Origin of the sequence: Paraburkholderia sp. GAS199 (assembly GCF_050436585.1) — a bacterium.
GTDB lineage: Bacteria > Pseudomonadota > Gammaproteobacteria > Burkholderiales > Burkholderiaceae > Paraburkholderia.
The window spans coordinates 1,042,230-1,067,862 of sequence record NZ_JBNDMM010000002.1; the positions used below are offsets into that span (position 1 = coordinate 1,042,230).

23 protein-coding genes are annotated in these 25,633 nt (G+C 60.0%); 21 read left to right on the forward strand and 2 right to left on the reverse strand.

The genetic code is table 11. The features are described from left to right. The first annotated feature begins 127 nt into the window (after window positions 1-127). The 4 genes from P3T18_RS10735 to P3T18_RS10750 all read left to right on the forward strand — a co-directional run bounded on the left by P3T18_RS10735 (window position 128) and on the right by P3T18_RS10750 (window position 5,183). The gene (locus tag P3T18_RS10735; RefSeq protein ID WP_429299874.1) at window positions 128-1,012 is read left to right on the forward strand and encodes a branched-chain amino acid ABC transporter permease; all 885 of its coding nucleotides are present in this window, start codon (window positions 128-130) and stop codon (window positions 1,010-1,012) included. Continuing rightward, window positions 1,012-1,983 (forward strand): branched-chain amino acid ABC transporter permease, encoded by a 972-nt coding sequence (locus tag P3T18_RS10740; RefSeq protein ID WP_429300090.1) that lies wholly within the window; start codon window positions 1,012-1,014, stop codon window positions 1,981-1,983. Before P3T18_RS10735 ends, P3T18_RS10740 begins: the two co-directional genes overlap by 1 nt. A gap of 503 nt (window positions 1,984-2,486) precedes the next feature. Further along, window positions 2,487-3,653, forward strand: coding sequence for an ABC transporter substrate-binding protein (locus P3T18_RS10745; RefSeq protein ID WP_429299875.1), 1,167 nt, complete (start codon window positions 2,487-2,489; stop codon window positions 3,651-3,653). A 369-nt stretch (window positions 3,654-4,022) separates the two neighbouring features. After that, entirely contained in the window at window positions 4,023-5,183 is a 1,161-nt protein-coding gene (locus P3T18_RS10750) for an ABC transporter substrate-binding protein (protein WP_429299876.1), read from the forward strand. Here P3T18_RS10750 and P3T18_RS10755 read toward each other — a convergent pair. Then, a complete protein-coding gene (locus P3T18_RS10755; RefSeq protein WP_429299877.1) occupies window positions 5,180-5,347 on the reverse strand; it encodes a hypothetical protein in 168 nt (55 codons plus the stop codon). The two genes, P3T18_RS10750 and P3T18_RS10755, sit on opposite strands and share 4 nt — an antisense overlap. A 43-nt stretch (window positions 5,348-5,390) precedes the next feature. Here P3T18_RS10755 and P3T18_RS10760 point away from each other — a divergent pair, with 43 nt between their 5' ends. The 17 genes from P3T18_RS10760 (at window position 5,391) to P3T18_RS10840 (ending at window position 23,985) form a co-directional block, all read left to right on the forward strand. After that, a complete protein-coding gene (locus P3T18_RS10760) occupies window positions 5,391-6,446 on the forward strand; it encodes a branched-chain amino acid ABC transporter permease (RefSeq protein WP_429299878.1) in 1,056 nt (351 codons plus the stop codon). A 4-nt stretch (window positions 6,447-6,450) separates the two neighbouring features. After that, the gene (locus P3T18_RS10765) at window positions 6,451-8,235 is read left to right on the forward strand and encodes an ABC transporter permease subunit (protein WP_429299879.1); all 1,785 of its coding nucleotides are present in this window, start codon (window positions 6,451-6,453) and stop codon (window positions 8,233-8,235) included. 11 nt (window positions 8,236-8,246) lie between these two features. Continuing rightward, the gene (locus P3T18_RS10770) at window positions 8,247-8,999 is read left to right on the forward strand and encodes an ABC transporter ATP-binding protein (protein WP_429299880.1); all 753 of its coding nucleotides are present in this window, start codon (window positions 8,247-8,249) and stop codon (window positions 8,997-8,999) included. A gap of 175 nt (window positions 9,000-9,174) precedes the next feature. Next, window positions 9,175-11,133 (forward strand): tRNA uridine-5-carboxymethylaminomethyl(34) synthesis enzyme MnmG, encoded by a 1,959-nt coding sequence (gene mnmG / locus P3T18_RS10775; RefSeq protein WP_429299881.1) that lies wholly within the window; start codon window positions 9,175-9,177, stop codon window positions 11,131-11,133. Further along, window positions 11,130-11,810, forward strand: coding sequence for a 16S rRNA (guanine(527)-N(7))-methyltransferase RsmG (gene rsmG / locus P3T18_RS10780; protein WP_429299882.1), 681 nt, complete (start codon window positions 11,130-11,132; stop codon window positions 11,808-11,810). Before mnmG ends, rsmG begins: the two co-directional genes overlap by 4 nt. Before the next feature lie 74 nt (window positions 11,811-11,884). Next, window positions 11,885-12,676, forward strand: a complete 792-nt coding sequence (locus P3T18_RS10785; protein ID WP_429299883.1) for a ParA family protein — start codon at window positions 11,885-11,887, stop codon at window positions 12,674-12,676. A gap of 18 nt (window positions 12,677-12,694) precedes the next feature. Then, window positions 12,695-13,582 carry a ParB/RepB/Spo0J family partition protein gene (locus P3T18_RS10790; RefSeq protein ID WP_429299884.1) on the forward strand — a complete coding sequence of 296 codons (888 nt, stop codon included), beginning with the start codon at window positions 12,695-12,697 and terminating at the stop codon, window positions 13,580-13,582. 603 nt (window positions 13,583-14,185) lie between these two features. After that, the gene (locus P3T18_RS10795; RefSeq protein WP_429299885.1) at window positions 14,186-14,731 is read left to right on the forward strand and encodes an ATP synthase subunit I; all 546 of its coding nucleotides are present in this window, start codon (window positions 14,186-14,188) and stop codon (window positions 14,729-14,731) included. A gap of 159 nt (window positions 14,732-14,890) precedes the next feature. Next, window positions 14,891-15,742: a F0F1 ATP synthase subunit A gene (gene atpB, locus P3T18_RS10800; protein WP_429299886.1), complete on the forward strand. Its 852-nt coding sequence runs from the start codon at window positions 14,891-14,893 to the stop codon at window positions 15,740-15,742. Between the two features lie 81 nt (window positions 15,743-15,823). Further along, window positions 15,824-16,093, forward strand: a complete 270-nt coding sequence (gene atpE / locus P3T18_RS10805) for a F0F1 ATP synthase subunit C (RefSeq protein ID WP_007180033.1) — start codon at window positions 15,824-15,826, stop codon at window positions 16,091-16,093. Between the two features lie 138 nt (window positions 16,094-16,231). Then, window positions 16,232-16,702, forward strand: a complete 471-nt coding sequence (locus P3T18_RS10810) for a F0F1 ATP synthase subunit B (protein ID WP_429299887.1) — start codon at window positions 16,232-16,234, stop codon at window positions 16,700-16,702. Between the two features lie 2 nt (window positions 16,703-16,704). Further along, complete coding sequence (locus tag P3T18_RS10815; RefSeq protein WP_429299888.1) at window positions 16,705-17,244, forward strand: F0F1 ATP synthase subunit delta; 540 nt, start codon at window positions 16,705-16,707, stop codon at window positions 17,242-17,244. Window positions 17,245-17,302: 58 nt separating this feature from the next. Next, complete coding sequence (gene atpA / locus P3T18_RS10820) at window positions 17,303-18,844, forward strand: F0F1 ATP synthase subunit alpha (RefSeq protein ID WP_429299889.1); 1,542 nt, start codon at window positions 17,303-17,305, stop codon at window positions 18,842-18,844. 139 nt (window positions 18,845-18,983) lie between these two features. Continuing rightward, complete coding sequence (gene atpG, locus P3T18_RS10825; RefSeq protein ID WP_011490290.1) at window positions 18,984-19,868, forward strand: F0F1 ATP synthase subunit gamma; 885 nt, start codon at window positions 18,984-18,986, stop codon at window positions 19,866-19,868. Window positions 19,869-19,981: 113 nt separating this feature from the next. Then, on the forward strand, window positions 19,982-21,376 hold the full coding sequence (gene atpD, locus P3T18_RS10830) for a F0F1 ATP synthase subunit beta (protein WP_429299890.1): 1,395 nt from the start codon (window positions 19,982-19,984) through the stop codon (window positions 21,374-21,376). Between the two features lie 207 nt (window positions 21,377-21,583). After that, window positions 21,584-22,009, forward strand: coding sequence for a F0F1 ATP synthase subunit epsilon (locus P3T18_RS10835; protein ID WP_012434800.1), 426 nt, complete (start codon window positions 21,584-21,586; stop codon window positions 22,007-22,009). Between the two features lie 245 nt (window positions 22,010-22,254). Next, window positions 22,255-23,985: an AMP-binding protein gene (locus P3T18_RS10840; RefSeq protein WP_429299891.1), complete on the forward strand. Its 1,731-nt coding sequence runs from the start codon at window positions 22,255-22,257 to the stop codon at window positions 23,983-23,985. Window positions 23,986-24,815: 830 nt separating this feature from the next. Here P3T18_RS10840 and P3T18_RS10845 read toward each other — a convergent pair. Further along, window positions 24,816-25,610, reverse strand: a complete 795-nt coding sequence (locus tag P3T18_RS10845) for a transporter substrate-binding domain-containing protein (protein WP_429299892.1) — start codon at window positions 25,608-25,610, stop codon at window positions 24,816-24,818. Between the last annotated feature and the right edge of the window lie 23 nt (window positions 25,611-25,633).

Consider the following 25,633-nt stretch of genomic DNA (forward strand, 5'->3'; position numbering starts at 1 on the left):
ACACAAACCGATGATGGACCGTTTCATGCGCCGCGCGCGAAGGCTCTTTGCGGAGCCGTTCGCGCGCCGGCCGGATCGCGCGTCGGCCGATCTCACCTTGGCGACGGGTTAAAGGGTTAAGGCTTCAATGGATATCTTTGGCATTCCGCTACCGGCGATGCTGAGCCAGCTGCTGCTGGGGCTCGTGAACGGCTCGTTTTACGCGATTCTGAGCCTCGGCCTCGCGGTGATTTTCGGCTTGCTCAACGTGATCAACTTCGCGCACGGCGCGTTGTTCATGCTCGGCGCAATGCTCGCGTGGATGGGCTTTTCCTACTTCGGGCTGCCTTACTGGGTCATGCTTGTGCTGGCTCCGCTGATCGTCGGCCTGTTTGGCGTCGTGATCGAGCGCTCCATGCTGCGCTGGCTATACAAGCTCGATCATCTTTACGGCTTGCTGCTCACTTTCGGGCTGACGCTCGTCGTGGAAGGCGTGTTCCGGTCGATCTACGGTTCGTCGGGTCAGCCTTACGACGTGCCGTCGGCGTTGGCCGGCGCGACCAACCTCGGCTTCATGTTCCTGCCGAACTACCGGGCGTGGGTCGTGGTGGCGTCGCTGGTGGTGTGCTTCGCGACCTGGTTCGTGATCGAGAAGACACGGCTTGGCGCCTATCTGCGCGCGGGCACCGAAAACCCGAAGCTGGTCGAGGCGTTCGGCATCAACGTGCCGCTGATGATCACGCTCACGTATGGCTTCGGCGTCGCGCTCGCGGCGTTCGCGGGTGTGCTGGCCGCACCGATCATCCAGGTCTCGCCGCTGATGGGCCAGCCGATGATCATCACCGTGTTCGCGGTCGTGGTGATCGGCGGGATGGGTTCGATCATGGGCTCGATCGTCACGGGTCTGCTGCTCGGCGTGATCGAAGGGCTGACGCGCGTGTTCTATCCGGAAGCGTCGGCAACCGTCGTCTTCGTCATCATGGCGCTCGTGCTGCTGGTGCGTCCGGCGGGTCTTTTCGGCAAGGAAAAATGATGCAGAGAAAAGTGCTCTACGGTCTGCTGCTGATCGTGCTGCTGGCGGTGCCGGTGCTCGGCATCTACCCGTTGTTCGTCATGAAGGTGATGTGCTTCGCGCTGTTTGCCGCGGCGTTCAATCTGTTGATCGGCTACACGGGTTTGCTGTCGTTCGGTCACGCCATGTTTCTCGCGTCGGCGGGCTACGTGACCGGCTATGCCATGCAGACGCTCGGCTTGTCGCCGGAACTCGGCGTGCTTGCCGGCACGGCAACCGCCACTGTGCTCGGGCTGGTGGTCGGTCTGTTCGCGATCCGGCGGCAGGGGATTTACTTTGCCATGGTGACGCTGGCGCTCGCGCAGATGGTCTACTTCGTGTTTCTGCAAGCGCCATTCACGCGCGGTGAAGACGGTTTGCAAGGCGTGCCGCGCGGCAAGCTGTTCGGCGTGCTCGATCTGTCGTCCGACGTCACGTTGTATTTCGTCGTGCTGGCGCTGATGGTGCTGGCGTTCCTGCTGATCGTGCGGATCGTTCATTCGCCGTTCGGACAGGTGCTGGTGGCGATCAAGGAAAACGAGCCGCGCGCGGTGTCGCTCGGTTACGATACGGATCGCTTCAAGCTGCTGGCGTTCATTCTCTCGGCGGGTCTTGCGGGCCTGGCGGGTTCGCTGAAAGTGCTGGTGCAAGGCTTCGAAACCTTGAGCGACGCCTACTGGACGATGTCCGGACTGGTCATCCTGATGACACTGGTCGGCGGCATGGGGACGTTGTTCGGTCCGCTGCTGGGCGCAACGTTGATCGTCGCGCTGGAAGACCGGCTCGGCGATATCGGCGCTTCGCTCGCTTCGGCAACCGGCGTCGAATGGTTTCGGTCGCTGGGCGAATCGGTCACCATCGTTACGGGTTTGATCTTCATTGCGTGCGTGCTGGCATTCAGGCGCGGTATCGTTGGCGAGATCATTGCGCGAGTGAAACCGCTGCGTGCGTAAGGGCGAAACGTCTGCGATTGATTCGGCCTCCGATCTATTTTCAGGCGCTCTCGTCGGCAATGTTTTCCGGCATAATGCCCCGATCGCGCCCTACCGGCCAAATCTGCCCCAATTCAGTGCCGCAGTGCACCACTAGGGTAATTGCTAGTTGTTGCAAATGGGGTGCTCGTTTAATCTTCATGCAGTTCTGATGCACCACGAAATTTGCAGGTGGAGAACGAGGAGACAATGAGGCACTCAGTGCCCAGACGAAAGCGCTGTTGGATTGATATCCAACAGCGCTTTTTATTTGTGCTTTTCAAAAAGCCGCATTCGATTTCACGCTAAATCGCTGCCCCTTTTTTATTCCCCGACATACGTCTTTTTTCGCCCACTCGTACCCTGCAAAACGCTTGCAGGGCGCGGGTCTGCTCCGCTAAACTCGCTATTCACCGACCGCTGGGTCGGGATTTAAGTCTTTGGATTTAAATCCAAATGATTAACGGGGCAGATAGAGGAGCGGGATGAAGTCGGCATTACGTTGGATTAGCGCGGCATTGGTCGCCACCGGGGTTTGCGCAGGATGGAGCGGTTACGCATTCGCAGACGTGAAAATCGGCGTGACGGTGTCGGCAACAGGGCCGGCGGCCTCGCTGGGCATTCCCGAAAAGAACACGATCGCGTTGCTGCCGAAAGAAGTGGCAGGTCAGAAAATCGAGTACATCGTGCTCGACGACGCCACCGATTCCACCCAGGCCGTCAAGAACGCCCGCAAGCTCACCAGTGAAGACCACGTCGACGCGCTGATCGGGTCGACCGTCGTGCCGAACTCGCTCGCCATGATCGACGTGGCGGCGGAAAGCACCACGCCGATGATCTCCATGGCCGCCGCGGCAACCATCGTCGAACCGATGGACGCGAAGCGCGCATGGGTCTTCAAGACGCCGCAAAACGACATCCTGATGGCAACGGCCATCGCGCAGCACATGTCCAATCACGGCGTGAAAACCGTGGCCTTCATCGGCTTCTCCGACGCTTACGGCGAGAGCTGGTTCAAGGAGTTCGGCAAGGCCGCGGATCTCGCGAAGATCAAGGTCGTGGCGAACGAACGCTTCGCGCGTAACGATGCGTCGGTCACGGGCCAGGTGCTCAAGATCATGTCGCAGAATCCGGATGCGGTGCTGATCGCGGGCGCTGGTACGCCGGCCGCGTTGCCGCAGAAAACGCTGAAGGAGCGCGGCTACAAAGGCAAGTACTACCAGACGCACGGCGTCGCCAATAACGACTTCCTGCGCGTGTGCGGCAAGGATTGCGAAAGCACGTATCTGCCGGCCGGTCCACTGCTGGTGGCGGAGCAACTGCCCGACTCGAATCCGGTGAAGAAGAGTGCGCTGGCCTACAAGCATGCCTACGAAACCGCCTACGGCGCGGGTTCGGTGTCGACCTTCGGCGGCCACGCCTGGGACGCCGGCCTGCTGCTGCAACGCGCGATTCCGCTGGCGCTGAAGAAAGGTCAGCCCGGCACGCCGGCATTCCGTGAGGCGCTGCGCGCCGCACTGGAAGGCACCAAAGACATGCCCGCTTCCCACGGCATTTTCAACATGAGCGCGAATGACCACGCTGGCCTCGACCAGCGGGCGCGCGTCATGGTGGAGATTGTCGGCGGCAAGTGGAAGCTGTCCGGCGATTGAGCGAAGGCGAAGCGATACGGAAACCTGACTAAAAAGACGCGTGCAGTTGACGCGTCTTTTTTATTGTCCGTGTGACGCGAGCGGTGTGGCGCGACGGCTTCAGGACAAACCCGCATTGGGGCGACAGTCTATTGACCGTCAATGATGCAGAACGCAATACTACTAACATGTTAGTAGTTTATTCGCAGCAGATTCGTGAGCAGAAATTCGCAGTAGCGGTACGCAGCAGGGGAGTGGCACCAGAACGGCGAGGGATCCGCGTCGAGCAGGGAAAACCATGCTTGGCACGCCCGAACCCTATAACTAGATTCAGACACCCGGCCCACGAGCCGGATTCAGATACGCGCCTCAAAGCGTTTGGAGACTTGAATGAAAAACACAAAGCACTGGGTTCGCACCAGCATCGCGATGGCGTTGATGTGCGGCGCGGGCGCCGCTCTCGCGCAGGTGAAAATCGGCGTCACGTTGTCCACGACCGGTCCGGCTGCATCGCTCGGGATTCCTGAAAAGAACACGATTGCCTTGTTGCCGAAGGAGATCGGCGGCAAGACGGTGCAGTACATCGTGCTCGACGACGCATCGGATACCGGCAAGGCCGTGCAGAACACGCGCAAGCTGATCGACGAAGACCACGTCGACGCGATCATCGGTTCGACGGTCACACCGAATTCGCTGGCTATGCTCGACCCCGCCGCGGAAGGCAAGACGCCGGTGATCTCGCTGGCTGCGTCGGCCGCGATCATCTCGCCGATGGACGCCAAGCGCGCATGGGCCTTCAAGCCGCCGCAAAACGACAGCCTGATGGCCGACGCGATCGCCGACTACATGGAGCATCACGGCGTGAAAACCGTGGGCTTCATCGGCTTCGCGGATGCGTACGGCGACGGCTGGAACAACGTGTTCACGGCTGCGGCCGCTGCGCATCATCTGAAGATCGTCTCGAACGAGCGCTTCAACCGCACCGATGCGTCGGTCACGGGTCAGGTGCTCAAGACGATGGGCGCGAATCCGGACGCCGTGCTGATCGCGGGTGCGGGCACGCCGTCGGCACTGCCGGCCAAGACGCTCAAGGAGCGCGGCTACAAGGGCAAGGTCTATCAGACGCACGGTGTCGCGAATAACGACTTCCTGCGCGTGTGCGGCAAGGATTGCGAAGGTGAATTCCTGCCGGCCGGCCCGATCCTCGTCGCAGACCAGTTGCCTGACGGCAATCCGGTGAAGAAGTCGTCGCTGGCGTACAAGGCGGCTTACGAGAAGGCCTATGGCGCCGGTTCGGTCGCCACGTTCGGCGGTCATGCATGGGACGCGGGTCAGATGCTGCAGGTGGCGATTCCCGAGGCGCTCAAGACGGCGCAGCCGGGCACGGAAGCGTTCCGCGTGGCGTTGCGTGGCGCGCTTGAAAGCATCAAGGAACTGCCGGTCTCGCACGGCATCATGAACACCACGACGACCGACCACAACGGCCTCGACAAGCGTGCACGCGTGATCGTGCAGATCGTCGACGGCAAGTGGAAGCTGCAGAACGACTAACAATAAAAAGCGGTACGCGCCTCTCGCGCAAAACGTGCGGCATAAGACGCCGCATTGCCATTCTGTTCGATGACAATGGCATCGACCGCCGCGCCGTGTTCCGACGCGGCGGTCGCCTTTTCGGGCATTGCAGGTCGATGGCCAGCTGCGGGTTCTGCGGCCATTACCGTTTCCAGTTTCGATTTCGACGCTTCAGGACGAGGAAGTATGGATCTATCAATTGCGGCGATCCTCGCGCAGGACGGCATCACCACGGGCGCGATTTACGCGTTGCTCGCGCTCGCGCTGGTGTTGGTGTTCTCCGTGACGCGGGTGATCTTCATCCCGCAGGGGGAGTTTGTTTCGTACGGCGCGTTGACGCTCGCCGCACTTCAGACACAAAAGTTTCCGGCGACCTGCTGGTTGCTGATGGCGATGGGCGCGGCCTGCTTCGTCGTCGAGGTCGCGGGAATGGTGCGGCATCCCGAGCGACGCCGGCATGCGGCGCGCGCGCTGGTGACGATGGTCGGCAAGTACCTGCTGTTTCCGGTCGCCGTCTACGCGCTGACGCAAGGCGTTTTCCTGCATCAGCTGCCGATGATTGCGCAGATCGCGCTCACGCTGCTGATCGTGATTCCGATGGGACCGTTCGTTTATCGGCTCGCCTATGAGCCGATTGCCGAAGCGACCACGCTGTTGCTGCTGATCGTGGCGGTGGCGGTGCACTTCGCGATGGTCGGTCTCGGGTTGGTGATGTTCGGCGCCGAAGGCTCGCGCACCACGGCGTTCTCGGATGCCACGTTCAACCTCGGCAGCCTGTCGATTTCCGGGCAAAGCCTGTGGGTGGTCGGCACGGCGGTGGTGCTGATCGGCGGCCTGTATCTGTACTTCGATCGCTCGATCTCGGGCAAGGCGTTGCGCGCGACCTCGGTCAACCGGCTCGGCGCGCGACTCGTCGGCATCGGCACGACGCAAGCGGGGCGCCTCGCGTTCACGCTGGCAGCAGGGCTCGGCGCGCTGTGCGGCATCCTCGTGGCGCCGCTGACCACCATCTACTACGACTCGGGCTTCCTGATCGGTCTGAAGGGCTTCGTGGGCGCGATTATCGGCGGTCTGGTGAGCTATCCGCTGGCAGCCGCAGGTTCGATCCTCGTGGGCCTGCTGGAGTCGTATTCGTCGTTCTGGGCGAGTTCTTATAAGGAAGTGATCGTGTTCACGCTGATCATCCCGGTGCTGCTGTGGCGAAGTCTGGCCAGCCCGCACACCGAAGAGGACGAGGAGTGACGCGATGAAACGGATCATGCAAAACAAGTTCTTCTGGTTGTTCCTCGTCGTGCTGTTCGCGTTGCCGGTCCTGCCGCAGCCGATTCACGTGCCTGAGTACTGGGTGACGCTGCTCAACTACATCGGCCTTTACTCGATCGTCGCCATCGGTCTGGTGCTGCTGACGGGTATCGGCGGAATGACGAGCTTCGGGCAGGCTGCGTTCGTCGGCATCGGCGCGTACGCCACCGCGTATCTGACGACGCAGTTCGGCATCTCGCCGTGGCTCGCGCTGATTGCCGGCGTCATCGTCACGGCCTTGGTCGCGCTGATGCTGGGTCTCGTCACGATGCGGCTGTCGGGCCACTTTTTGCCGCTCGGTACGATCGCCTGGGGGCTCGCGCTGTTCTATCTGTTCGGCAATCTGGACATGCTGGGCAAGTACGACGGCATCAACGGGATTCCGGTGCTGAATGTTTTTGGCATCAATCTCGAATCGGGCAGGCACATCTATTACCTGATCTGGGTCGTGGTGCTCGGTTCGGTGATTTCTGTTCAGAATCTGCTTAATAGCCGACCGGGACGGGCGATTCGCGCACTGCGCGGTGGCGGCATGATGGCCGAAGCGATGGGCGTGAATACCGGCTGGATGCGCGTGGTGATCTTCGTCTACGCGGCGGTGTTGGCGTCGATTTCGGGCTTTCTGTACGCGCATTTGCAGCGCGCGGTGAACCCGACGCCGTTTGGTCTGAATCACGGTATCGAGTTTCTGTTCATGGCCGTAGTGGGCGGTGTATCGCACGTCTGGGGCGCCGTGCTGGGCGCAGCAATCCTGACCTTGCTGCAGGATTATCTGCAGACTCTGCTGCCGAAGCTCCTCGGTGAAAACGGCAACTTCGAAGTGATCGTGTTCGGCATTTTGATGGTGCTGCTGCTGCAGTACGCCCGGCAAGGTGTATGGCCGTTCGTTGCGCGTTTCTTCCCGAAAGGACCGCGCGCCCATCTTTCGGAGCACGCCGATCCGCTGCCGCAGCGCAGCAAGCCGGCCGCCGGCGAAGATTTACTCACCGTCGACAAAGCCCGCAAACAGTTCGGCGGCCTCGTTGCGGTGAACGACGTCAGCTTCGAGGTGAAGGCGGGGCAGATCATCGGCTTGATCGGTCCGAACGGCGCCGGCAAGTCCACCACCTTCAATCTGGTCACCGGCGTACTTCAGGCGACGAGCGGCGCGATCACGTTCCGTGGCGAACGGATCGACTCGCTGACTTCACGTGAAATCGTCAAACGAGGCATCGGCCGCACGTTCCAGCACGTCAAGCTCCTGCCGGGTATGACCGTGCTGGAGAACGTCGCGATCGGCGCGCATCTGCGTGGCCAGGCCGGCGTTTGGCGTAGCGTTGCGCGACTCAACGGCGCCGAAGAAGCGCGTCTGATGGCCGAAGCGGCGCGCCAGATCCGCCGGGTTGGGCTCGAGCAGTACATGTACGACGAGGCAGGCAGTCTGGCCTTGGGGCAGCAGCGCATTCTGGAAATCGCGCGAGCGCTTTGCTGCGACCCGACCTTGCTTCTGCTGGACGAACCGGCTGCTGGCCTGCGTTATCAGGAAAAGCTGCAACTCGCCGATCTGTTGCGCAGGCTCAAGGCTGAAGGCATGAGCGTGCTGCTCGTCGAGCACGACATGGACTTCGTGATGAATCTCACCGATCGCCTGGTCGTCATGGAGTTTGGTACGCGGATCGCCGAAGGTTTGCCGCAAGAGGTACAGCAAGACCCCGCTGTGCTGGAAGCCTATCTGGGCGGGGTGGAGTGATGGAGAACACGATGAACACTGCTGCACCGATTCTCGAAGTCGATGGTTTGTCCGTGCGGTACGGCAAGGTCGAGGCCCTGCACAACGCCGCGATCAAGGTGCGTGCCGGGCAGATCGTTTCCGTCATCGGACCGAACGGCGCCGGCAAGTCCACCTTGCTCAACGCCATCATGGGCGCACTGCCGACCACGGGACACGCGAAAGGCGCGATCCGCTACCAGAGCGAAGAGGTCAGCGCGGTGCCGGTGGAAAAGCGCGTTGCACGTGGCATGTGCCTGGTGCCGGAGAAGCGCGAGTTGTTTGCGTCGATGACCGTCGAGGACAATCTGGTGCTCGGCGCGTATCGCCGCAAACGCGCCGGCGAACGGAATTTCCTCGATCAACTCGATCCGGTTTTCACGTTGTTTCCGCGACTGAAAGAGCGCCGGAAACAGGCAGCGGGCACGTTGTCAGGCGGTGAACGGCAAATGCTAGCGGTCGGCCGGGCATTGATGGGCAAGCCCGATTTGCTGATGCTCGACGAACCGAGCCTTGGGCTCGCACCGTTGATCGTGAAGGAAATTTTCCACATTATCAGCGCACTGCGACAAACCGGCGTTGCGACGCTGTTGATCGAACAGAACGCTCGCGCTGCGCTGCAGATTTCTGATTACGGCTATGTCCTGGAAACCGGAGAGTTGGCGCTAGAAGGGCAGGCTGCTGAATTGGCTCAGAATCCTCGAGTCATCGAAACATATCTCGGCCTGGCGAAGAAAGTGGCTTAGGGCCCGAGAATTTTCAGATTGATGGCTGGATTGAGCGGTGTGTTTCACGTGAAACACACCGCTTTTTTCATGGTTGGCCATTCGGACGAAATTCGGGCCTAAACCGAACCCGTTATAATTCGCCCATACATTTTCCTCTGAAAGGCTCACGCGATGATCTGGCGTGAGATCCGCGATGCTTTTTCCCACAGAATTTGACGTAATTGTCGTCGGCGGCGGTCATGCCGGCACAGAAGCCGCGTTGGCGTCGGCCCGTATGGGCAATACCACGCTGCTGCTGACGCACAATATTGAGACCCTCGGGCAGATGAGCTGCAATCCGTCGATTGGCGGAATTGGTAAAGGCCATCTGGTGAAAGAGGTGGATGCCTTGGGTGGCGCGATGGCGGCGGCGACGGACGAGGGCGGAATTCAATTCCGCATTCTCAATTCGTCCAAAGGGCCTGCTGTCCGCGCGACGCGTGCGCAAGCCGACCGCCTGCTGTACAAGCAGGCGATCCGGCATCGCCTCGAGAATCAGCCGAATCTGTGGCTATTCCAGCAGGCCGTCGATGACCTGATGGTGGAGGGCGATCGCGTTGTCGGCGCGGTGACGCAGGTGGGAATCCGTTTCCGCTCGCGTGCCGTCGTGCTGACGGCCGGGACTTTCCTCGACGGCAAGATCCACGTGGGCCTGAACAACTATACCGGCGGACGGGCGGGTGATCCGGCGTCCGTGTCTTTGTCGGCACGATTGAAAGAGCTGAAGCTGCCGCAAGGACGACTCAAAACCGGTACGCCGCCGCGCATCGACGGCCGCACGATCGATTTTTCGAAGCTGGAAGAGCAGCCGGGCGATCTGGATCCAGTGCCGGTATTCTCGTTCCTGGGCCGTGTGGAGCAGCATCCGCGGCAGGTTCCGTGCTGGGTAACGCACACAAACGAGCGGACGCACGACATCATTCGCGGCGGCTTGGACCGGTCGCCGATGTATACGGGCGTGATTGAAGGGGTGGGCCCGCGTTATTGCCCGTCCATTGAGGACAAGATTCATCGCTTTGCGTCGAAGGAATCGCACCAGATTTTCCTGGAGCCGGAAGGGCTGACGACCAACGAGTTCTATCCGAACGGTATTTCCACCAGCTTGCCGTTCGACGTCCAGCTCGAACTGGTGCGCTCCATGCGTGGCCTGGAGCACGCGCACATTCTGCGGCCCGGCTACGCCATCGAGTATGACTATTTCGATCCGCGCGGACTGAAGGCATCGCTGGAAACGAAGGTGATCAACGGTTTGTTCTTTGCAGGCCAGATCAACGGGACGACGGGCTACGAAGAAGCTGCCGCGCAAGGCTTGCTGGCGGGCATCAACGCCGGTCTGTTCGTGCAGGGCAAGGACGCGTGGTGTCCGCGCCGTGATCAGGCGTATCTGGGCGTGCTCGTCGATGACCTTGTCACGCGCGGTGTGTCAGAGCCGTATCGCATGTTCACGAGCCGCGCGGAATATCGTTTGAGTCTTCGCGAAGACAACGCGGACATGCGTCTGACGGAAATCGGCCGCGAGCTTGGTGTGGTGGACGACGTACGTTGGGATGCATTCAGCCGAAAGCGTGACGCTGTTTCACGTGAAACAGAGCGCTTGAGGACGACGTGGGTGAATCCTAAGACGTTGCCCGCGGAAGAGGCGACTGCATTACTCGGCAAGCCCATCGACCACGAGTACAGTCTGGCAGACTTGCTGCGCCGTCCCGGCGTGTCCTATGACGGCGTTTGTGGTCTGCGCGGAGGTGAGTGCGCTGCCCCGGAAACGCTGGCTGAGGACGACGTTTTGCTCGCGCAGATCAAGGAGCAGATCGAGATCGGCATCAAGTATCAAGGCTATATCGACCGTCAGGCTGGTGAGATCGAGCGCAATGAAGCGCACGAAAGCACACGACTGCCGGAAGGATTGGACTATGCCGAAGTGCGGGGACTGTCGTTCGAGGCGCGTCAAAAGCTGACGCAGTTCCGCCCAGAGACCATCGGTCAGGCGTCGCGCATCTCCGGCATCACGCCTGCTGCGATTTCGCTGTTGATGGTCCATCTGAAGCGCGGCCTTGGACGCCGTGCGCCGAAGTCCGCCGAACCGGGCAGCGACAACACGCCGGTGACGCAATGACGAGTGGTCAGAAGGGCAGTAGCCGGGAAGTGTTGGCGCCGATTCTCGAGGACGGCGTTCGCGAACTGGGGCTCGATTTAACCGATGCGCAACTCGGCAAGCTGCTGGACTACGTCGCTCTGCTGGCGAAATGGAACGCCGTATATAACCTGACGGCGATCCGCGATCCGCGTCAAATGCTGATCCAGCATATCCTCGACTCGCTGTCGATCGTGCCGCATCTCGCGCCACTGGGACCGTCGTCGGCGCTCGACGTTGGATCGGGTGGCGGCCTGCCGGGCATCGTGCTGGCGATCGTCCTGCCTGACTGGACGGTGACGGTGAACGATATCGTGCACAAGAAAACGGCCTTCCAGTCGCAAGCCAAGGCCGAGCTTGGTCTGACGAATCTGTCGGTAGTCACCGGTCGGGTGGAGACGCTGCAACCAGGCGTCGAAGTGCCTGCAAAGTTCGACGTAATCGTGTCGCGCGCATTCGCAGAACTCACGGATTTCGTTACACTGGCCCGTCATCTTGTCGCGGGGCAGGGTGCGATCTGGGCGATGAAGGGCGTGCGCCCAGATGCGGAAATCGATCGGCTGCCGGCAGGCTCCCACGTGGAACAGACCATTCGACTCACCGTGCCGTTTCTGGATGCCGAGCGGCATCTGGTGAAGGTTCAGGTCGACGCAAGCTGAGACAGCACATCAGAGCCACCGCACCAGCGCGACACTTTTAATTTCATTCAGGCAGCAAAAGGGACACACCGACGATGGCAAAAATCTTCTGCGTTGCGAACCAGAAAGGCGGCGTCGGCAAGACGACGACGACAGTCAATCTGGCCGCGAGCTTGGCAGCGCAGGGACAGCGAGTCCTTCTCATCGATCTGGACCCGCAGGGTAACGCCACGATGGGCAGCGGCATCGACAAAGCCGCCTGCGCGAACACAGTCTACGAAGTTCTCGTGGACGGCGTCACGGTAGCCGATGCTCGTATTCGCCCGGAGGCGGTCGGGTACGACGTGTTGCCCGCCAACCGTGAACTGGCCGGCGCCGAGGTCGAACTGGTCAGCGTGCAAAATCGCGAACGACAGTTGAGAGCCGCCTTGCAGAGCGTCGAAGGCGAATATGACTTTGTGCTGATCGACTGCCCACCCGCATTGTCGTTGCTGACGTTGAATGGCTTGTGTGCCGCACACGGCGTTGTGATCCCCATGCAGTGCGAGTACTTCGCACTGGAGGGCTTGTCGGACCTCGTCAACACGATCAAACAGGTTCACGCGAATCTGAACCGCGACCTGAAGGTGATCGGCCTACTGCGCGTGATGTTCGATCCGCGCATCACCTTGCAACAGCAAGTTTCGGATCAATTGAAAGAGCATTTCGGCGACAAGGTGTTCGACGCGGTCATCCCGCGCAACGTACGCCTTGCGGAGGCGCCGAGCTATGGCTTGCCCGGCGTGGTGTTCGACAGAGCGTCACGCGGTGCACAGGCCTACGTGCAGTTTGGCGCGGAAATGATTGAGCGGGTGCGCGCATTGAACGACGCGCCCCTGGCGTCCTAAGCGGATCGAGGAAGCACGATGAATGCAGTAGCAAGAAAGAAGGGATTGGGTCGCGGCCTGGAAGCGCTGCTTGGCGGCAGTCCGGACATCACCGAGGCGGTGCCGATCGTCGGCGCGCCGAACGTGTTGCCGCTCGGCAAGTTGCAAGCGGGCAAGTACCAGCCGCGCACGCGCATGGATGAGGGCGCGTTGCAGGAACTCGCTGCCAGCATCCGTGCGCAAGGTCTGATGCAACCCATTCTCGTGCGTCCGGTTTCCGCGGATAAGTACGAAATCATTGCCGGCGAACGGCGATTCCGCGCGGCGCGCCTTGCCGGACTCGAAGAGGTGCCGGTGCTGGTAAAGGACGTACCGGATCAGGCCGCCGCCGCTATGGCGCTGATTGAGAATATTCAGCGCGAAGATCTGAATCCTCTTGAAGAAGCGCAGGGCATTCAACGCTTACTCGACGAGTTTAATTTCACGCATGAGCAGGCTGCGGAATCGGTCGGACGCTCGCGTAGTGCGGTGTCGAATCTGTTGCGCCTGTTGAATCTCGCTTCGCCGGTCCAGACCATGTTGCTTGCCGGCGACCTCGATATGGGCCATGCGCGCGCATTGTTGGCCGTGGACGGCGCAACACAAATCACGTTGGCCAATCAGGTCATCAATAAGCGCATGTCGGTGCGCGAAACCGAAAAGCTGGTGACGGCAACCACGAAGGCCGCACCGGCAGTAAAAGCGCGCGCCAACCAGGACGGCGGCCGTGATACACGACGGCTCGAAGAAGAGTTGTCCGACCTGCTGGCTGCAACCGTGAAAATCAAACTCGGCCGACGTGGCCGCGGTCAGGTCTTAGTGGACTTTGGCGACCTCGACGCGTTGGAAGGCATCCTCGTTCGTCTGCGTGGTAACGCGACGGCGTGATTGATTGCGGGTGCGTGGCGAAGTCCGCGCACCCGGCTTGACACTTATCCAGGAAAGAGCTTGCCTAATTTGATTAGGAATCCGGAGTGTTGCGGGCGGACTTTTTTGCGCATGTAATGGCGTCATCGGTTCGACGAGTCTTAATCGAGCAGCATCGAGATAGAAGGGCGCCGTAGCGTTGGCCGTAGTCAAAGTGCGGCGCGTTACACACGGTCTGTGTAGATCAACGACGCTTCGCGTCGACGATTGTTAATTCCCTAACCTGGGCGCGTTGCGCCTGTCCATCAAAGCACGTCGAAAATTGTGTCTGTTGCATTTTTGAGACGTCCGCATCAGCGTCGGAGAGAGCGCTCTGGAAGTGCGATTCGATGTGCGACAAAATGCGCGATTCACGAGTGCCCGACTGCCTTACATTTGACGTCCAGTCACCGTCGAATGAGCGTTTCCCGCATCGTGATGAGCGTTTTCACGCGGGTTATTGAACGGCCTAAAGTCTTGAATTGCCTGCAACTATCGCTTACAATCGCCCGGATTTAATTGCACGGCAACCCCGTAAGCGCAGCGTAAGCTCGCGGGCTGAAACAAGACTTTCGGAACACTGCGATGGCGGTTAAAACGTCGAATCAAGCGCCGAAGAATGGGCACGACGAACACCGCGCTGAACGCACCGGTTCCGACGTGTCGACCGGTCAGCACGCTACGCATGACGATGCGTGGGATGTCGAGCAACAAGATAACAATATCGTTCCGCTCACGCGGGCCGAGGCTGAAAAGCTGTTTGGTCCGAATGTGAGTCGTCCATCGCGCGTTACGCCGTTCAAGGTCGTAGCTGCGCAAATGGTTTTGTCCCTGGGTGCTACGCTGGTGTGGTGGCTGTTTTATAAGCCGCCGGGCGCTGCTGCGCTGTCCGCGTTCCTGGGGGGAGCGATTTGCTGGGTGCCGGGCGCGCTGTTCGCGGCACGACTTAGAACGCTGAGCGGCGCCGAAACAGTCATGAGCTGGATGATCGGCGAAGCGCTCAAGATGGGGACAACGATCGCGATGTTTGTAGCCATCGCCTTCTGGTATCACGACGTACGCTGGGTGCCGCTGCTCGTGACATACCTCATCGCGCTTAAGACGTACTGGATCGCTTTAGCCTGGCGCTGAGGCAGTATCAAGGTAGCAGCAACAAATTCAGGTCGGCGCGTAGCGCCGGCACAAGGTGTGCGGATATGACACGGTCCGCACCCGGCGTGTTCCCGCAATACAGTATTGCCGCGGGTACGGCCTAAGACGATTTTCGACAATTTGGGTGGCTTTAACGATATGGCAGCTAGCGAAGGCACGCGCGCAATGGATCCGTCCGAGTACATCGCGCACCACTTGCAGAACTTTTCCACCGCGCACCAGACGTCGATTTTCGACATTCACGTGTGGAATCTGGACACCCTCTTCTGGTCGATCGTTTGCGGTCTGGCCACGATCTTCATTTTGCATCTCGCTGCCCGCAAGGCGACGTCCGGCGTTCCCGGCCGTTTCCAATGCGCCATCGAGATGCTGGTCGAGATGGTCGAGGATCAATCGAAGTCGATGATCCACGGCTCGCGCACTTTCATCGCACCGCTGGCCCTGACCGTGTTCGTCTGGGTCGCGCTGATGAACTCGCTCGACTTTATCCCTGTCGACCTCCCCGGCCACGTGATTGGCTGGCTCGGTCTGTCTGAAGTCATCCCGCATCACCGTATCGTTCCGACTGCCGACCTCAACGGCACGCTCGGTATCGCCCTCGGTGTTTTCGCGCTGATGATTTACTACAACTTCAAGATCAAGGGCGCTGGCGGCTTCGTGCATGAACTGCTGTCCGCTCCGTTCGGCTCGCATCCGCTGCTGTGGATCCCGAACCTTGCACTGAACATCATCGAGTTCGTCGCGAAGACGGTCTCCCTCGGCATGCGGCTGTTCGGCAACATGTACGCGGGCGAACTGTTGTTCCTGCTGATTGCCCTGCTCGGCAGCATCTGGAGCTTCGGCGCGGACACGACGGTGCTTGGCTTCATCGGCCACGTGATCGCCGGCAGCGTGTGGGCAATCTTCCACATCCTGATCGTTCTGCTGCAGGCGTTCATTTTCATGATGCTGACGCTGGTGTACATCGGCCAGGCACACGACACGCACTAACCTGCGCCGTCAAAAGAATCGCTTTAGTTTTTAAATCCCAGTTCCAACCAGTTCTAAAAGACTTTTCACAAAGGAGTGATCATGCAAGCTTTCATCGCCAACATCCAGGGTCTGACCGCCATCGGTATCGGCATCATCATCGGCCTGGGTGCAATCGGCGCCTGTATCGGTATCGGCCTGATGGGCGGCAAGTACATCGAAGCATGTGCTCGTCAACCGGAACTGATGAACCCGCTGCAAACCAAGATGTTCCTGCTGGCTGGTCTGATCGATGCGGCGTTCCTGATTGGCGTTGGTGTGGCAATGCTGTTTGCGTTCGCGAACCCGCTGCTGTCGAAGCTGGCAGGCTGAGGTTCCTCGGAAGTTTGCGCCTGAGCTATAACTGGTGAAGGCGCAGGGCGGAACGGGCACTTAGGCGCTGATCGAATACAGAATCGATGAGCGCCTTGCCGTTTCACTTTCCGAACTAGCAACGTTTAAGGAAACACCGTGAATCTCAACGCAACCCTGTTTGCGCAAATGGTCGTGTTCCTGATCCTCGCGTGGTTCACGATGAAGTTCGTGTGGCCGCCGCTGATCAACGCCCTCGACGAGCGCTCCAAGAAGATTGCTGACGGTTTGTCTGCCGCTGAAAAGGGTAAGGCTGAACTCGAAGCCGCTCACAAGCGCGTCGACCAGGAACTCGCTCAGGCACGCACCGATGGTCAGCAACGCATTGCCGACGCGGAAAAGCGCGCTGTGGCAGTCGCTGACGAAATCAAGGCTCAAGCACAAGCTGAAGCTGCTCGCATCATCGCGCAAGCGAAGGCCGACGCGGAACAGCAAGTCGTGAAGGCGCGCGAAACGCTGCGCGGTGAAGTTGCCGCACTGGCAGTGAAGGGCGCTGAACAGATCCTGAAGCGCGAAGTCGACCAGGCAGCGCACGCTGACCTGCTGAATCAACTGAAAGCCGAGCTCTGATCATGGCCGAACTTGCAACCATCGCCCGTCCGTACGCAGAAGCGCTGTTTGGCGTGGCCGAAGCTGGTGACATCGCCGCCTGGTCCACGCTCGTGCAGGAGCTGGCACAGGTTGCGCGTCTGCCCGAAGTGCTGTCGATCGCCTCGAGCCCGAAAGTAAGCCGCGCCCAGGTCAGCGAACTGCTGCTGGCCGCGGTCAAGTCGCCGCTCAAGGACAACGCGCAAGCGAAGAATCTGGTGCAAATGCTGGTCGATAACCATCGCCTGCAATTGCTGCCGGAAATCGCCGCGCAGTTCGAAGAGTTGAAGAACGCCCGCGAAGGGGCGGCAGATGTGCTGATCGTTAGCGCATTCCCGCTCGAAGGCGCGCAGTTGAACGACCTCGTCGCAAGTCTCGAACGCAAATTCAAGCGCAAGCTGAAGCCGACGGTCGAAGTCGACTCGTCGCTGATCGGCGGCGTGCGCGTGACGGTCGGCGATGAAGTGCTCGATACCTCGGTCCGCGCGCGGCTTGCCAGCATGCAGACGGCTCTGACGGCCTGAAGCGCTAGATGCGCTGAAGCGGCTGGCACGCAACAGAATTGACTATCAGGAGCGAATAATGCAACTCAATCCCTCTGAGATCAGCGAGCTGATCAAGAGCCGGATCCAGGGTCTTGACGCGAGCGCAGACGTTCGCAATCAAGGCACCGTGATCTCCGTGACCGACGGTATCGTGCGTATCCACGGCCTGTCGGAAGTGATGCAGGGCGAAATGCTCGAGTTTCCGGGCAACACCTTCGGCCTTGCACTGAACCTCGAGCGCGACTCGGTCGGCGCCGTGATTCTGGGTGAATACGAACACATTTCGGAAGGCGACATCGTCAAGACGACGGGCCGCATTCTGGAAGTGCCGGTGGGCCCGGAACTGCTCGGCCGCGTGGTCGACGCACTGGGTAACCCGATCGACGGCAAAGGCCCGATCAACGCAAAGAAAACCGACGCAATCGAAAAGATCGCTCCGGGCGTGATCTGGCGTAAGTCGGTTTCGGAGCCGGTTCAAACCGGTCTGAAATCGATCGACGCGATGGTGCCGGTTGGCCGTGGCCAGCGTGAGCTGATCATCGGCGACCGTCAGTGCGGCAAGACGGCAGTTGCAGTCGACGCGATCATCAACCAGAAGGGCAAGAACCTCTTCTGTATCTACGTCGCAATCGGCCAGAAGGCTTCGTCGATCATGAACGTGGTCCGCAAGCTGGAAGAAACCGGCGCGCTGGAATACACGATCGTCGTCGCGGCTTCGGCTTCGGAATCGGCAGCGATGCAATACCTCGCACCGTACGCCGGCTGCACGATGGGCGAATACTTCCGCGATCGCGGCCAGGACGCGCTGATCGTTTATGACGACTTGACCAAGCAAGCATGGGCATACCGTCAGATCTCGCTGCTGCTGCGCCGTCCGCCGGGCCGCGAAGCCTATCCGGGTGACGTGTTCTATCTGCACTCGCGTCTGCTCGAGCGTGCTGCTCGCGTCTCGGAAGAGTACGTCGAGAAGTTCACGAACGGTGAAGTCAAGGGTAAGAGCGGTTCGCTGACGGCACTGCCGGTCATTGAAACGCAAGCAGGCGACGTGACCGCATTCGTTCCGACGAACGTGATTTCGATTACCGACGGCCAGATCTTCCTGGAAACCGACTTGTTCAACGCAGGTATCCGCCCGGCAATTAACGCCGGCGTGTCGGTGTCGCGCGTTGGTGGTGCGGCTCAAACCAAGGTCGTGAAGAAGCTGTCGGGCGGTATCCGTACCGACCTCGCACAGTACCGTGAACTGGCTGCGTTCGCGCAGTTCGCATCGGACCTCGACGAAGCTACCCGCAAGCAACTGGAGCGCGGCCGCCGCGTGACGGAACTGCTGAAGCAGCCGCAATATCAGCCGCTGCAAGTGTGGGAACTGGCTGTCTCGTTGTTCGCCGCGAACAACGGCTACCTCGACGATCTGGAAGTTTCGCAAGTGCTGCCGTTCGAAAAGGGCCTGCGCGAATATCTGAAAGCGAGCCACGCTGACCTGGTCAAGCGCGTCGAAGAAACGAAGGAACTCTCGAAGGACGACGAAGGCCTGCTGCATACGGCCGTCAAAGACTTCAAGAAGTCCGGCGCTTATTGATCCGCGAGTGATCCGCAAGGCATAAACGGACCTTGAAGCGGCGCGGGCCGCAGTCAACTGAACCCGCGCTGCTTCAATCGCTTTGCATGGGACCCAAGTAAGCGCTCAAGCGCTAACTCGGGCCGACAAGGAGCAAGCAATGGCTGGAATGAAGGAAATTCGCGGCAAGATCAAGAGCGTGCAAAACACGCGCAAGATCACGAAAGCGATGGAGATGGTGGCCGCATCGAAGATGCGCCGCGCTCAGGAGCGCATGCGCGCTGCTCGCCCATACGCCGACAAGGTCCGCGATATCGCTGCGCACATGAGCCGTGCGAACCCGGAGTATCGTCACCCGTTCATGGTGTCGAACGAAGGCGCGAAGACGGCCGGCATCATCCTCGTCACGACTGATAAGGGTCTGTGCGGCGGGATGAATACCAACGTGCTGCGTGCGTCGCTGCAGAAGTTCAAGGAACTGGAAGGCCAGGGCAAGACGATCGAAGCAACGGCGATCGGCACCAAGGGTCTGGGTTTCCTGAATCGTCTGCGCGCCAAGGTGGTGTCGAATGTCGTGCATCTGGGCGACACGCCGCATCTGGAAAAGCTGATTGGCGCGGTGAAGGTGCAGCTCGACCTGTACTCGGAAGGCAAGGTTTCGGCGGTGTACCTGGCGTACACGCGCTTCGTCAACACGATGAAGCAGGAGCCGGTGATCGAGCAACTGTTGCCGCTGTCGGCAGACCAGTTCGAGCGCAAGGAAGAAGACGGCACGACGCCGAGCACGCAGTGGGACTACATCTACGAGCCGGATGCGCAAGCGGTGGTGGACGAACTGCTGGTGCGTTATGTCGAAGCGCTGGTCTATCAGGCCGTCGCGGAAAACATGGCATCGGAGCAGTCGGCACGAATGGTCGCGATGAAGGCCGCTTCGGACAACGCGAAGACGGTCATCAACGAACTGCAGCTCGTGTACAACAAGAGCCGTCAGGCCGCGATCACGAAAGAACTGTCGGAAATCGTCGGTGGCGCGGCGGCAGTCTGACCGTCACGGTCAGTCATGCTGCAACGTGTGCGCCCGAGGCGCGCACGTCCAGGCGACCCCACTGAAACTGCGCCTTTGCGCGAGTGAAGAATTGAGTATCTAAAGGAAAAGCGATGAGTACTACTGCTTTGGTAGAAGGCAAGATCGTACAGTGCATCGGCGCGGTGATCGACGTGGAATTTCCGCGTGAATCCATGCCGAAGATTTACGACGCGCTCATTCTCGAAGGTTCGGAACTGACGCTCGAAGTCCAGCAACAGCTGGGTGACGGCGTGGTCCGCACCATCTGTCTGGGTGCATCCGACGGCCTGCGCCGCGGTACGGTCGTGAAGAACACGGGCAAGCCGATCAGCGTTCCGGTCGGCAAGCCGACTCTGGGCCGCATCATGGACGTGCTGGGTCGTCCGATCGACGAAGCCGGTCCGATCAACTCGGACGTGGTTCGCGGTATTCACCAGAAGGCTCCGGCGTTCGACGAACTGTCGCCGTCGACGGAACTGCTGGAAACCGGCATCAAGGTTATCGACCTGATCTGCCCGTTCGCAAAGGGCGGTAAGGTCGGTCTGTTCGGTGGCGCCGGCGTGGGCAAGACCGTGAACATGATGGAACTGATCAACAACATCGCTAAGGAACACGGTGGTTACTCCGTGTTCGCAGGTGTTGGCGAGCGTACCCGCGAAGGGAACGACTTCTATCACGAAATGAAGGACTCGAACGTTCTCGACAAGGTCGCGCTGGTGTACGGCCAGATGAACGAGCCGCCGGGCAACCGTCTGCGCGTTGCGCTGACCGGCCTGACGATGGCTGAGCACTTCCGTGACGAAGGCCTCGACGTGCTGTTCTTCGTCGACAACATCTACCGTTTCACGCTGGCAGGCACGGAAGTGTCGGCACTGCTCGGCCGTATGCCGTCGGCAGTGGGCTATCAGCCGACGCTGGCTGAAGAAATGGGTAAGCTGCAAGAGCGTATTACGTCGACCAAGACTGGCTCGATCACGTCGGTTCAGGCCGTGTACGTCCCTGCGGACGACTTGACCGACCCGTCGCCGGCTACGACCTTCGGCCACCTTGACGCAACCGTCGTGTTGTCGCGTGACATCGCTTCGCTGGGTATCTACCCGGCAGTCGACCCGCTCGATTCGACCTCGCGTCAGATCGACCCGAACGTGATTGGCGAAGAGCACTACTCGATCACGCGTGGTGTTCAGCAAACGCTGCAACGCTACAAGGAACTGCGCGACATTATCGCGATTCTGGGCATGGACGAACTCGCGCCGGAAGACAAGCTCGCCGTGGCGCGCGCTCGTAAGATCCAGCGTTTCCTGTCGCAGCCGTTCCACGTCGCTGAAGTGTTCACGGGCTCGCCGGGCAAGTACGTGCCGCTGAAGGAAACGATCCGTGGCTTCAAGATGATCGTTGACGGCGAGTGCGACCACCTGCCGGAGCAAGCGTTCTACATGGTCGGCACGATCGACGAAGCCTTCGAAAAGGCCAAGAAGATCCAGTAAAGGTCGGGTGTAACGAAGCGGGCGCCGGCCTCGCGCGTATGAAATGCTTCGCGCATCGATACGCAAAGCCGGCGCTTCTTACTACGCTCAACCCAGCCTTGCATGAGACGAGAGCGTGCTGCGTGATGCAACGGGAAGATGGGCTGCAAAGCACCGAACCTCGTCCGCCTGAGCGCTGTGCACTAACCCTCGTCGACAGGAGTCGATATGGCAACCATTAAAGTAGACGTCGTCAGCGCGGAAGAGCAGATCTTCTCGGGCCAGGCGAAGTTCGTCGCGCTGCCGGGCGAGGCGGGTGAACTCGGCATTCTGCCGGGCCACACGCCGCTCATCACGCGGATTCGTCCGGGTGCGGTGCGCATCGAAGCTGAAAACGGTGAAGAAGAGTTTGTGTTCGTCGCCGGTGGCATTCTCGAAATCCAGCCGGGCGCAGTGACGGTTCTGGCCGACACCGCGATTCGCGGCAAGGACCTCGACGAAGCCAAAGCTGAAGATGCACGCAAGCGTGCGGAAGAAGCGCTGCAGAACACGGGTTCGAACCTCGAGTACGCCACCGCTCAAGCGGAATTGGCCTACGCGACGGCTCAGCTCGCTGCGATCCAGCGTCTGCGTAAGCTGCGCGGTCAGAACTAAGCATCACGTTTCAGAGAGAAAGCAGCCCTTGTGGCTGCTTTTTTTTCGACCTCGACTTGACGTTTACGGAAAGGTAAGAGAAATTCCCTTGTCGGCAGTACCGCGAGGGGTCATCGGGATTGACGCGGCAGCGAATCAGCGATGCGCTGCGGGTAAGACTTGATGCCAACGCGATATGTGCCGGTGGCACAATCGGTTCCAAAACCATTTCAATAGGGCGATCAACCGCTCACGGAGACAGCACCATGGCAACGCAAATGTCAGGCGAAGGCGCACTCATCGAACCTAAGGACGGCTTGTCCTACGTCCGCGGCGCGACCGACATTCCGTTGAGCGAAGCGACCGTCGGCGAGTTTTTACGCGATACCGCGCGACGCTTTCCCGACCGTCCGGCCGTGGTGTTCCGCGAACAGCGTATCCGCTGGACGTGGCAGGAATTCGCAGACGAAGTCGACGTACTGGCGGCCGGCCTGCTGGCGCTTGGAATCGAGAAGGGCGACCGCGTGGGTATCTGGTCGCCGAATCGGGTTGAATGGCTGCTGACTCAATTCGCGACCGCGCGGATCGGCGCGGTGCTGGTCAACATCAATCCGGCATATCGGTTGGCGGAACTCGAATACGCGCTGAACAAGGTGGGTTGCAAGGCGATAATCGCGGCCGAGCGTTTCAAGACCTCGATGTATCTCGAAATGCTTCAGGAGCTCGCGCCAGAGCTCGCCACGCAGGCGCCCGGCGAGTTGCGTGCCGCCCGGTTGCCCGAGTTGCGCTACGTGATCCGCATGTGCGACACGCAAACGCCCGGCATGCTGAGTTTTTCCGACGTGATCGAACAGGGGCGCGCGACGCTCGACGTCGCCCGGCTCGATGCGATTGGCTCGGGCCTGACCTGCCACGAGCCGATCAACATTCAGTTCACCAGCGGCACCACCGGCAATCCGAAAGGCGCCACGCTGACGCACAGCAACGTCGTCAACAATGCGCGTTATATCGCGATGGCAATGCGTCTCTCGGAGCAGGACGCGTTGTGTATCCCGGTCCCGCTTTACCACTGCTTCGGAATGGTGCTCGCCGTGTTGGCGTGCGTGTCGGTCGGTGCAAATATGGTTTTCCCGGGCGAGGCGTTCGACCCGGTCGCAACGCTGGCGGCGGTCGCCGAGGAGCAATGTACGGCGCTTCATGGCGTGCCGACCATGTTCATCGCGGAACTCGATCATCCGGATTTTGGCAAGTTCGATCTCTCGCGCTTGCGCACGGGGATCATGGCCGGCTCGCCGTGTCCGATCGAAACGATGAAAAAGGTCGTGTCCAGGATGCACCTGAGCGAAATTACGATCGCGTACGGCATGACGGAAACCAGCCCCGTGTCGTTCCAGAGCTCGACCACCGATCCGCTCGACAAGCGAACCACGACCGTCGGCCGCATCCAGCCGCATCTCGAAGTGAAGATCGTCGATCCACTCGGCGAGATCGTGCCGGTTGGCGAGACGGGCGAGTTGTGCACACGCGGCTATTCGGTGATGCAAGGCTATTGGGGCGACGAGGCGAAGACGCGCGAAAGTGTCGTCGACGGCTGGATGCATACAGGCGACCTGGCGACGCTCGACGCGCAAGGCTACTGCAACATCGTCGGCCGTCTAAAGGACATGCTGATCCGCGGCGGCGAAAATATTTATCCGCGCGAGATCGAGGAGTTCCTGTTTCGCCACCCGAAGATTCAGAGCGTGCAGGTGTTCGGCGTGCCGGACGCGAAATACGGTGAAGAGGTCTGCGCGTGGATCGTGCTGCGCGCCGGTGAGCACGCTTCGGCCGAAGAGATCCAGCAGTTCTGCAACGGCCAGATTGCGCACTACAAAGTGCCGAAGTACATCCGCTTCGTCGACGAATTACCCATGACCGTGACCGGCAAAGTGCAGAAATTCATCATGCGCGAACGGATGATCGGCGAGTTGAATGTGCGGGAAGACAAGACAGCCTGATGGACTTGCACGGGGCAAAGCCAGGACCAAAGCAAACCGGCGCTGTGCGGAATCCGCAGAGCGCCGGCTGACCATAACAGGCGGAAAACCGTTTGCCGAATGTGCCGCGTAGATCCCGAGAAGACAACTCGGGCCGAACACGCAAACGTTTGACCAGACGAAAAAAAAGCGGGCCTGGAGCCCGCTAAAAACCACACGCTACGGGGTTAGCGCGAGGAGACCAAAGTAGGAACCGACTGAGACGACGACCCTGCGTCGACTACGGCCCCAGCAGGGATGCCCCTTCACAGGGCTTCGGCGTACGCCGACCGGCAAGTGCATCGTATCCGCTCACACCACGCACCCAGCCACATCCGTGTTGAAACCGTTGAGGGCATTGTGGGCGAATTAACCTATGTGCGCGGTAACAAAGTGTTTCAGGTTGTAACGCCCGCCAGATAAGGCGCTGCGGGACTAATTGCCAAAGAAATGCGTTTTAAACGTAATTTTTACCGATGACTGAGTGGCAATTTCATACGCCTGATTGATGCTATTCGAGACGCATATTGCAGCGTAATTTTTCGGTCGATTGCGCATAAATTCGTTGCACGCGCATCTTTTGTGGGAAGAATAGACTGTGTAACAAGGCATTTTTCATACGCAAGAACTGCATATATTTTTAGCCCCTTTCAGCGCCGCGCCGCAGCATTTTCCTTTTCTCGGCACCTCACAAAAAGGGGCAGGCCGATGCGGCGACGCCTGCCCCGGTGTTCATGCGGTCATTTTGAACGTCGAGCCGCCAGTTACACCAATATAGTTTCCGGCTTTGACGGCTCGAAGTCGGCGCGCCGCTATTTCAGCCACTTGTCCTGAATCGCCTGATACTCGCCTGTTGCGCGAGCCATGTGCAGCCATTGATCCACGTATTGCTGGAAGACCACGTCACCGCGCGGCACCAGCCACGCTTTCTCACCGTACTGAAACGGCTTGTCCGGATGCACCGAGCAAAGTCCCGGATTCAGCTTCTGCTGAAGTAGCGTTTCGGAAGCGTCCGTCACCATGACATCGGCTTTGCCCTCCAGGATCTGCTTGAAGATCGTCACGTTGTCCGGATAAACGGTGAGGTTCGCGTGCTGAAAATACTGCTTCGCAAAACGCTCGTTGGTGCCGCCCGGATTTACGATCACGCGCGTCTCGGGCCGGTCGATCTGCGCGACGGTCTGGTACTTCTGCACGTCGCCACATCGGACGATCGGCGTCTTGCCGTCCACCATATAGGCCTGCGTGAAGAACGCGTGCTTCTGGCGCTCGAGCGTCGGCGAGACGCCGCCCACGGCCACGTCGCATTTTTCGGTGAAATCCTTCATCAGATTCGACCACGACGTCTTCACGAACTCCGTCTTCACGCCCAGCGACTTCGCGAGCGATTCGGTCATGTCGATGTCGATTCCTTCGAAAGTGCCGTCCGCCTTGTAGTACGAGTACGGTTTGTAGTCGCCAGTCGTGCAGGCGCGCAAGGTGCCGCGCGCCATGATTTCGTCGAGTCGGGAGGCGGGCGCGGGTGACGCGCTCTGCGCCTGGGCCGCACCTGCGTGCATCAGTACGCCGGCAAGCATGCCGAGCAATGTGGCGGATGTCTTTTTCATCGAGTCTCCTTTGTTGTATGTAG

Coding starts and splice junctions, on each gene's coding strand:
- P3T18_RS10735 (WP_429299874.1), top strand. CDS start 128: ATGGATATCTTTGGCATTCCGCTACCGGCGATGCTGAGCCAGCTGCTG.
- P3T18_RS10740 (WP_429300090.1), top strand. CDS start 1,012: ATGCAGAGAAAAGTGCTCTACGGTCTGCTGCTGATCGTGCTGCTGGCG.
- P3T18_RS10745 (WP_429299875.1), top strand. CDS start 2,487: ATGAAGTCGGCATTACGTTGGATTAGCGCGGCATTGGTCGCCACCGGG.
- P3T18_RS10750 (WP_429299876.1), top strand. CDS start 4,023: ATGAAAAACACAAAGCACTGGGTTCGCACCAGCATCGCGATGGCGTTG.
- P3T18_RS10755 (WP_429299877.1), bottom strand. CDS start 5,347: ATGGCCGCAGAACCCGCAGCTGGCCATCGACCTGCAATGCCCGAAAAG.
- P3T18_RS10760 (WP_429299878.1), top strand. CDS start 5,391: ATGGATCTATCAATTGCGGCGATCCTCGCGCAGGACGGCATCACCACG.
- P3T18_RS10765 (WP_429299879.1), top strand. CDS start 6,451: ATGAAACGGATCATGCAAAACAAGTTCTTCTGGTTGTTCCTCGTCGTG.
- P3T18_RS10770 (WP_429299880.1), top strand. CDS start 8,247: ATGAACACTGCTGCACCGATTCTCGAAGTCGATGGTTTGTCCGTGCGG.
- mnmG (WP_429299881.1), top strand. CDS start 9,175: ATGCTTTTTCCCACAGAATTTGACGTAATTGTCGTCGGCGGCGGTCAT.
- rsmG (WP_429299882.1), top strand. CDS start 11,130: ATGACGAGTGGTCAGAAGGGCAGTAGCCGGGAAGTGTTGGCGCCGATT.
- P3T18_RS10785 (WP_429299883.1), top strand. CDS start 11,885: ATGGCAAAAATCTTCTGCGTTGCGAACCAGAAAGGCGGCGTCGGCAAG.
- P3T18_RS10790 (WP_429299884.1), top strand. CDS start 12,695: ATGAATGCAGTAGCAAGAAAGAAGGGATTGGGTCGCGGCCTGGAAGCG.
- P3T18_RS10795 (WP_429299885.1), top strand. CDS start 14,186: ATGGCGGTTAAAACGTCGAATCAAGCGCCGAAGAATGGGCACGACGAA.
- atpB (WP_429299886.1), top strand. CDS start 14,891: ATGGCAGCTAGCGAAGGCACGCGCGCAATGGATCCGTCCGAGTACATC.
- atpE (WP_007180033.1), top strand. CDS start 15,824: ATGCAAGCTTTCATCGCCAACATCCAGGGTCTGACCGCCATCGGTATC.
- P3T18_RS10815 (WP_429299888.1), top strand. CDS start 16,705: ATGGCCGAACTTGCAACCATCGCCCGTCCGTACGCAGAAGCGCTGTTT.
- atpA (WP_429299889.1), top strand. CDS start 17,303: ATGCAACTCAATCCCTCTGAGATCAGCGAGCTGATCAAGAGCCGGATC.
- atpG (WP_011490290.1), top strand. CDS start 18,984: ATGGCTGGAATGAAGGAAATTCGCGGCAAGATCAAGAGCGTGCAAAAC.
- atpD (WP_429299890.1), top strand. CDS start 19,982: ATGAGTACTACTGCTTTGGTAGAAGGCAAGATCGTACAGTGCATCGGC.
- P3T18_RS10835 (WP_012434800.1), top strand. CDS start 21,584: ATGGCAACCATTAAAGTAGACGTCGTCAGCGCGGAAGAGCAGATCTTC.
- P3T18_RS10840 (WP_429299891.1), top strand. CDS start 22,255: ATGGCAACGCAAATGTCAGGCGAAGGCGCACTCATCGAACCTAAGGAC.
- P3T18_RS10845 (WP_429299892.1), bottom strand. CDS start 25,610: ATGAAAAAGACATCCGCCACATTGCTCGGCATGCTTGCCGGCGTACTG.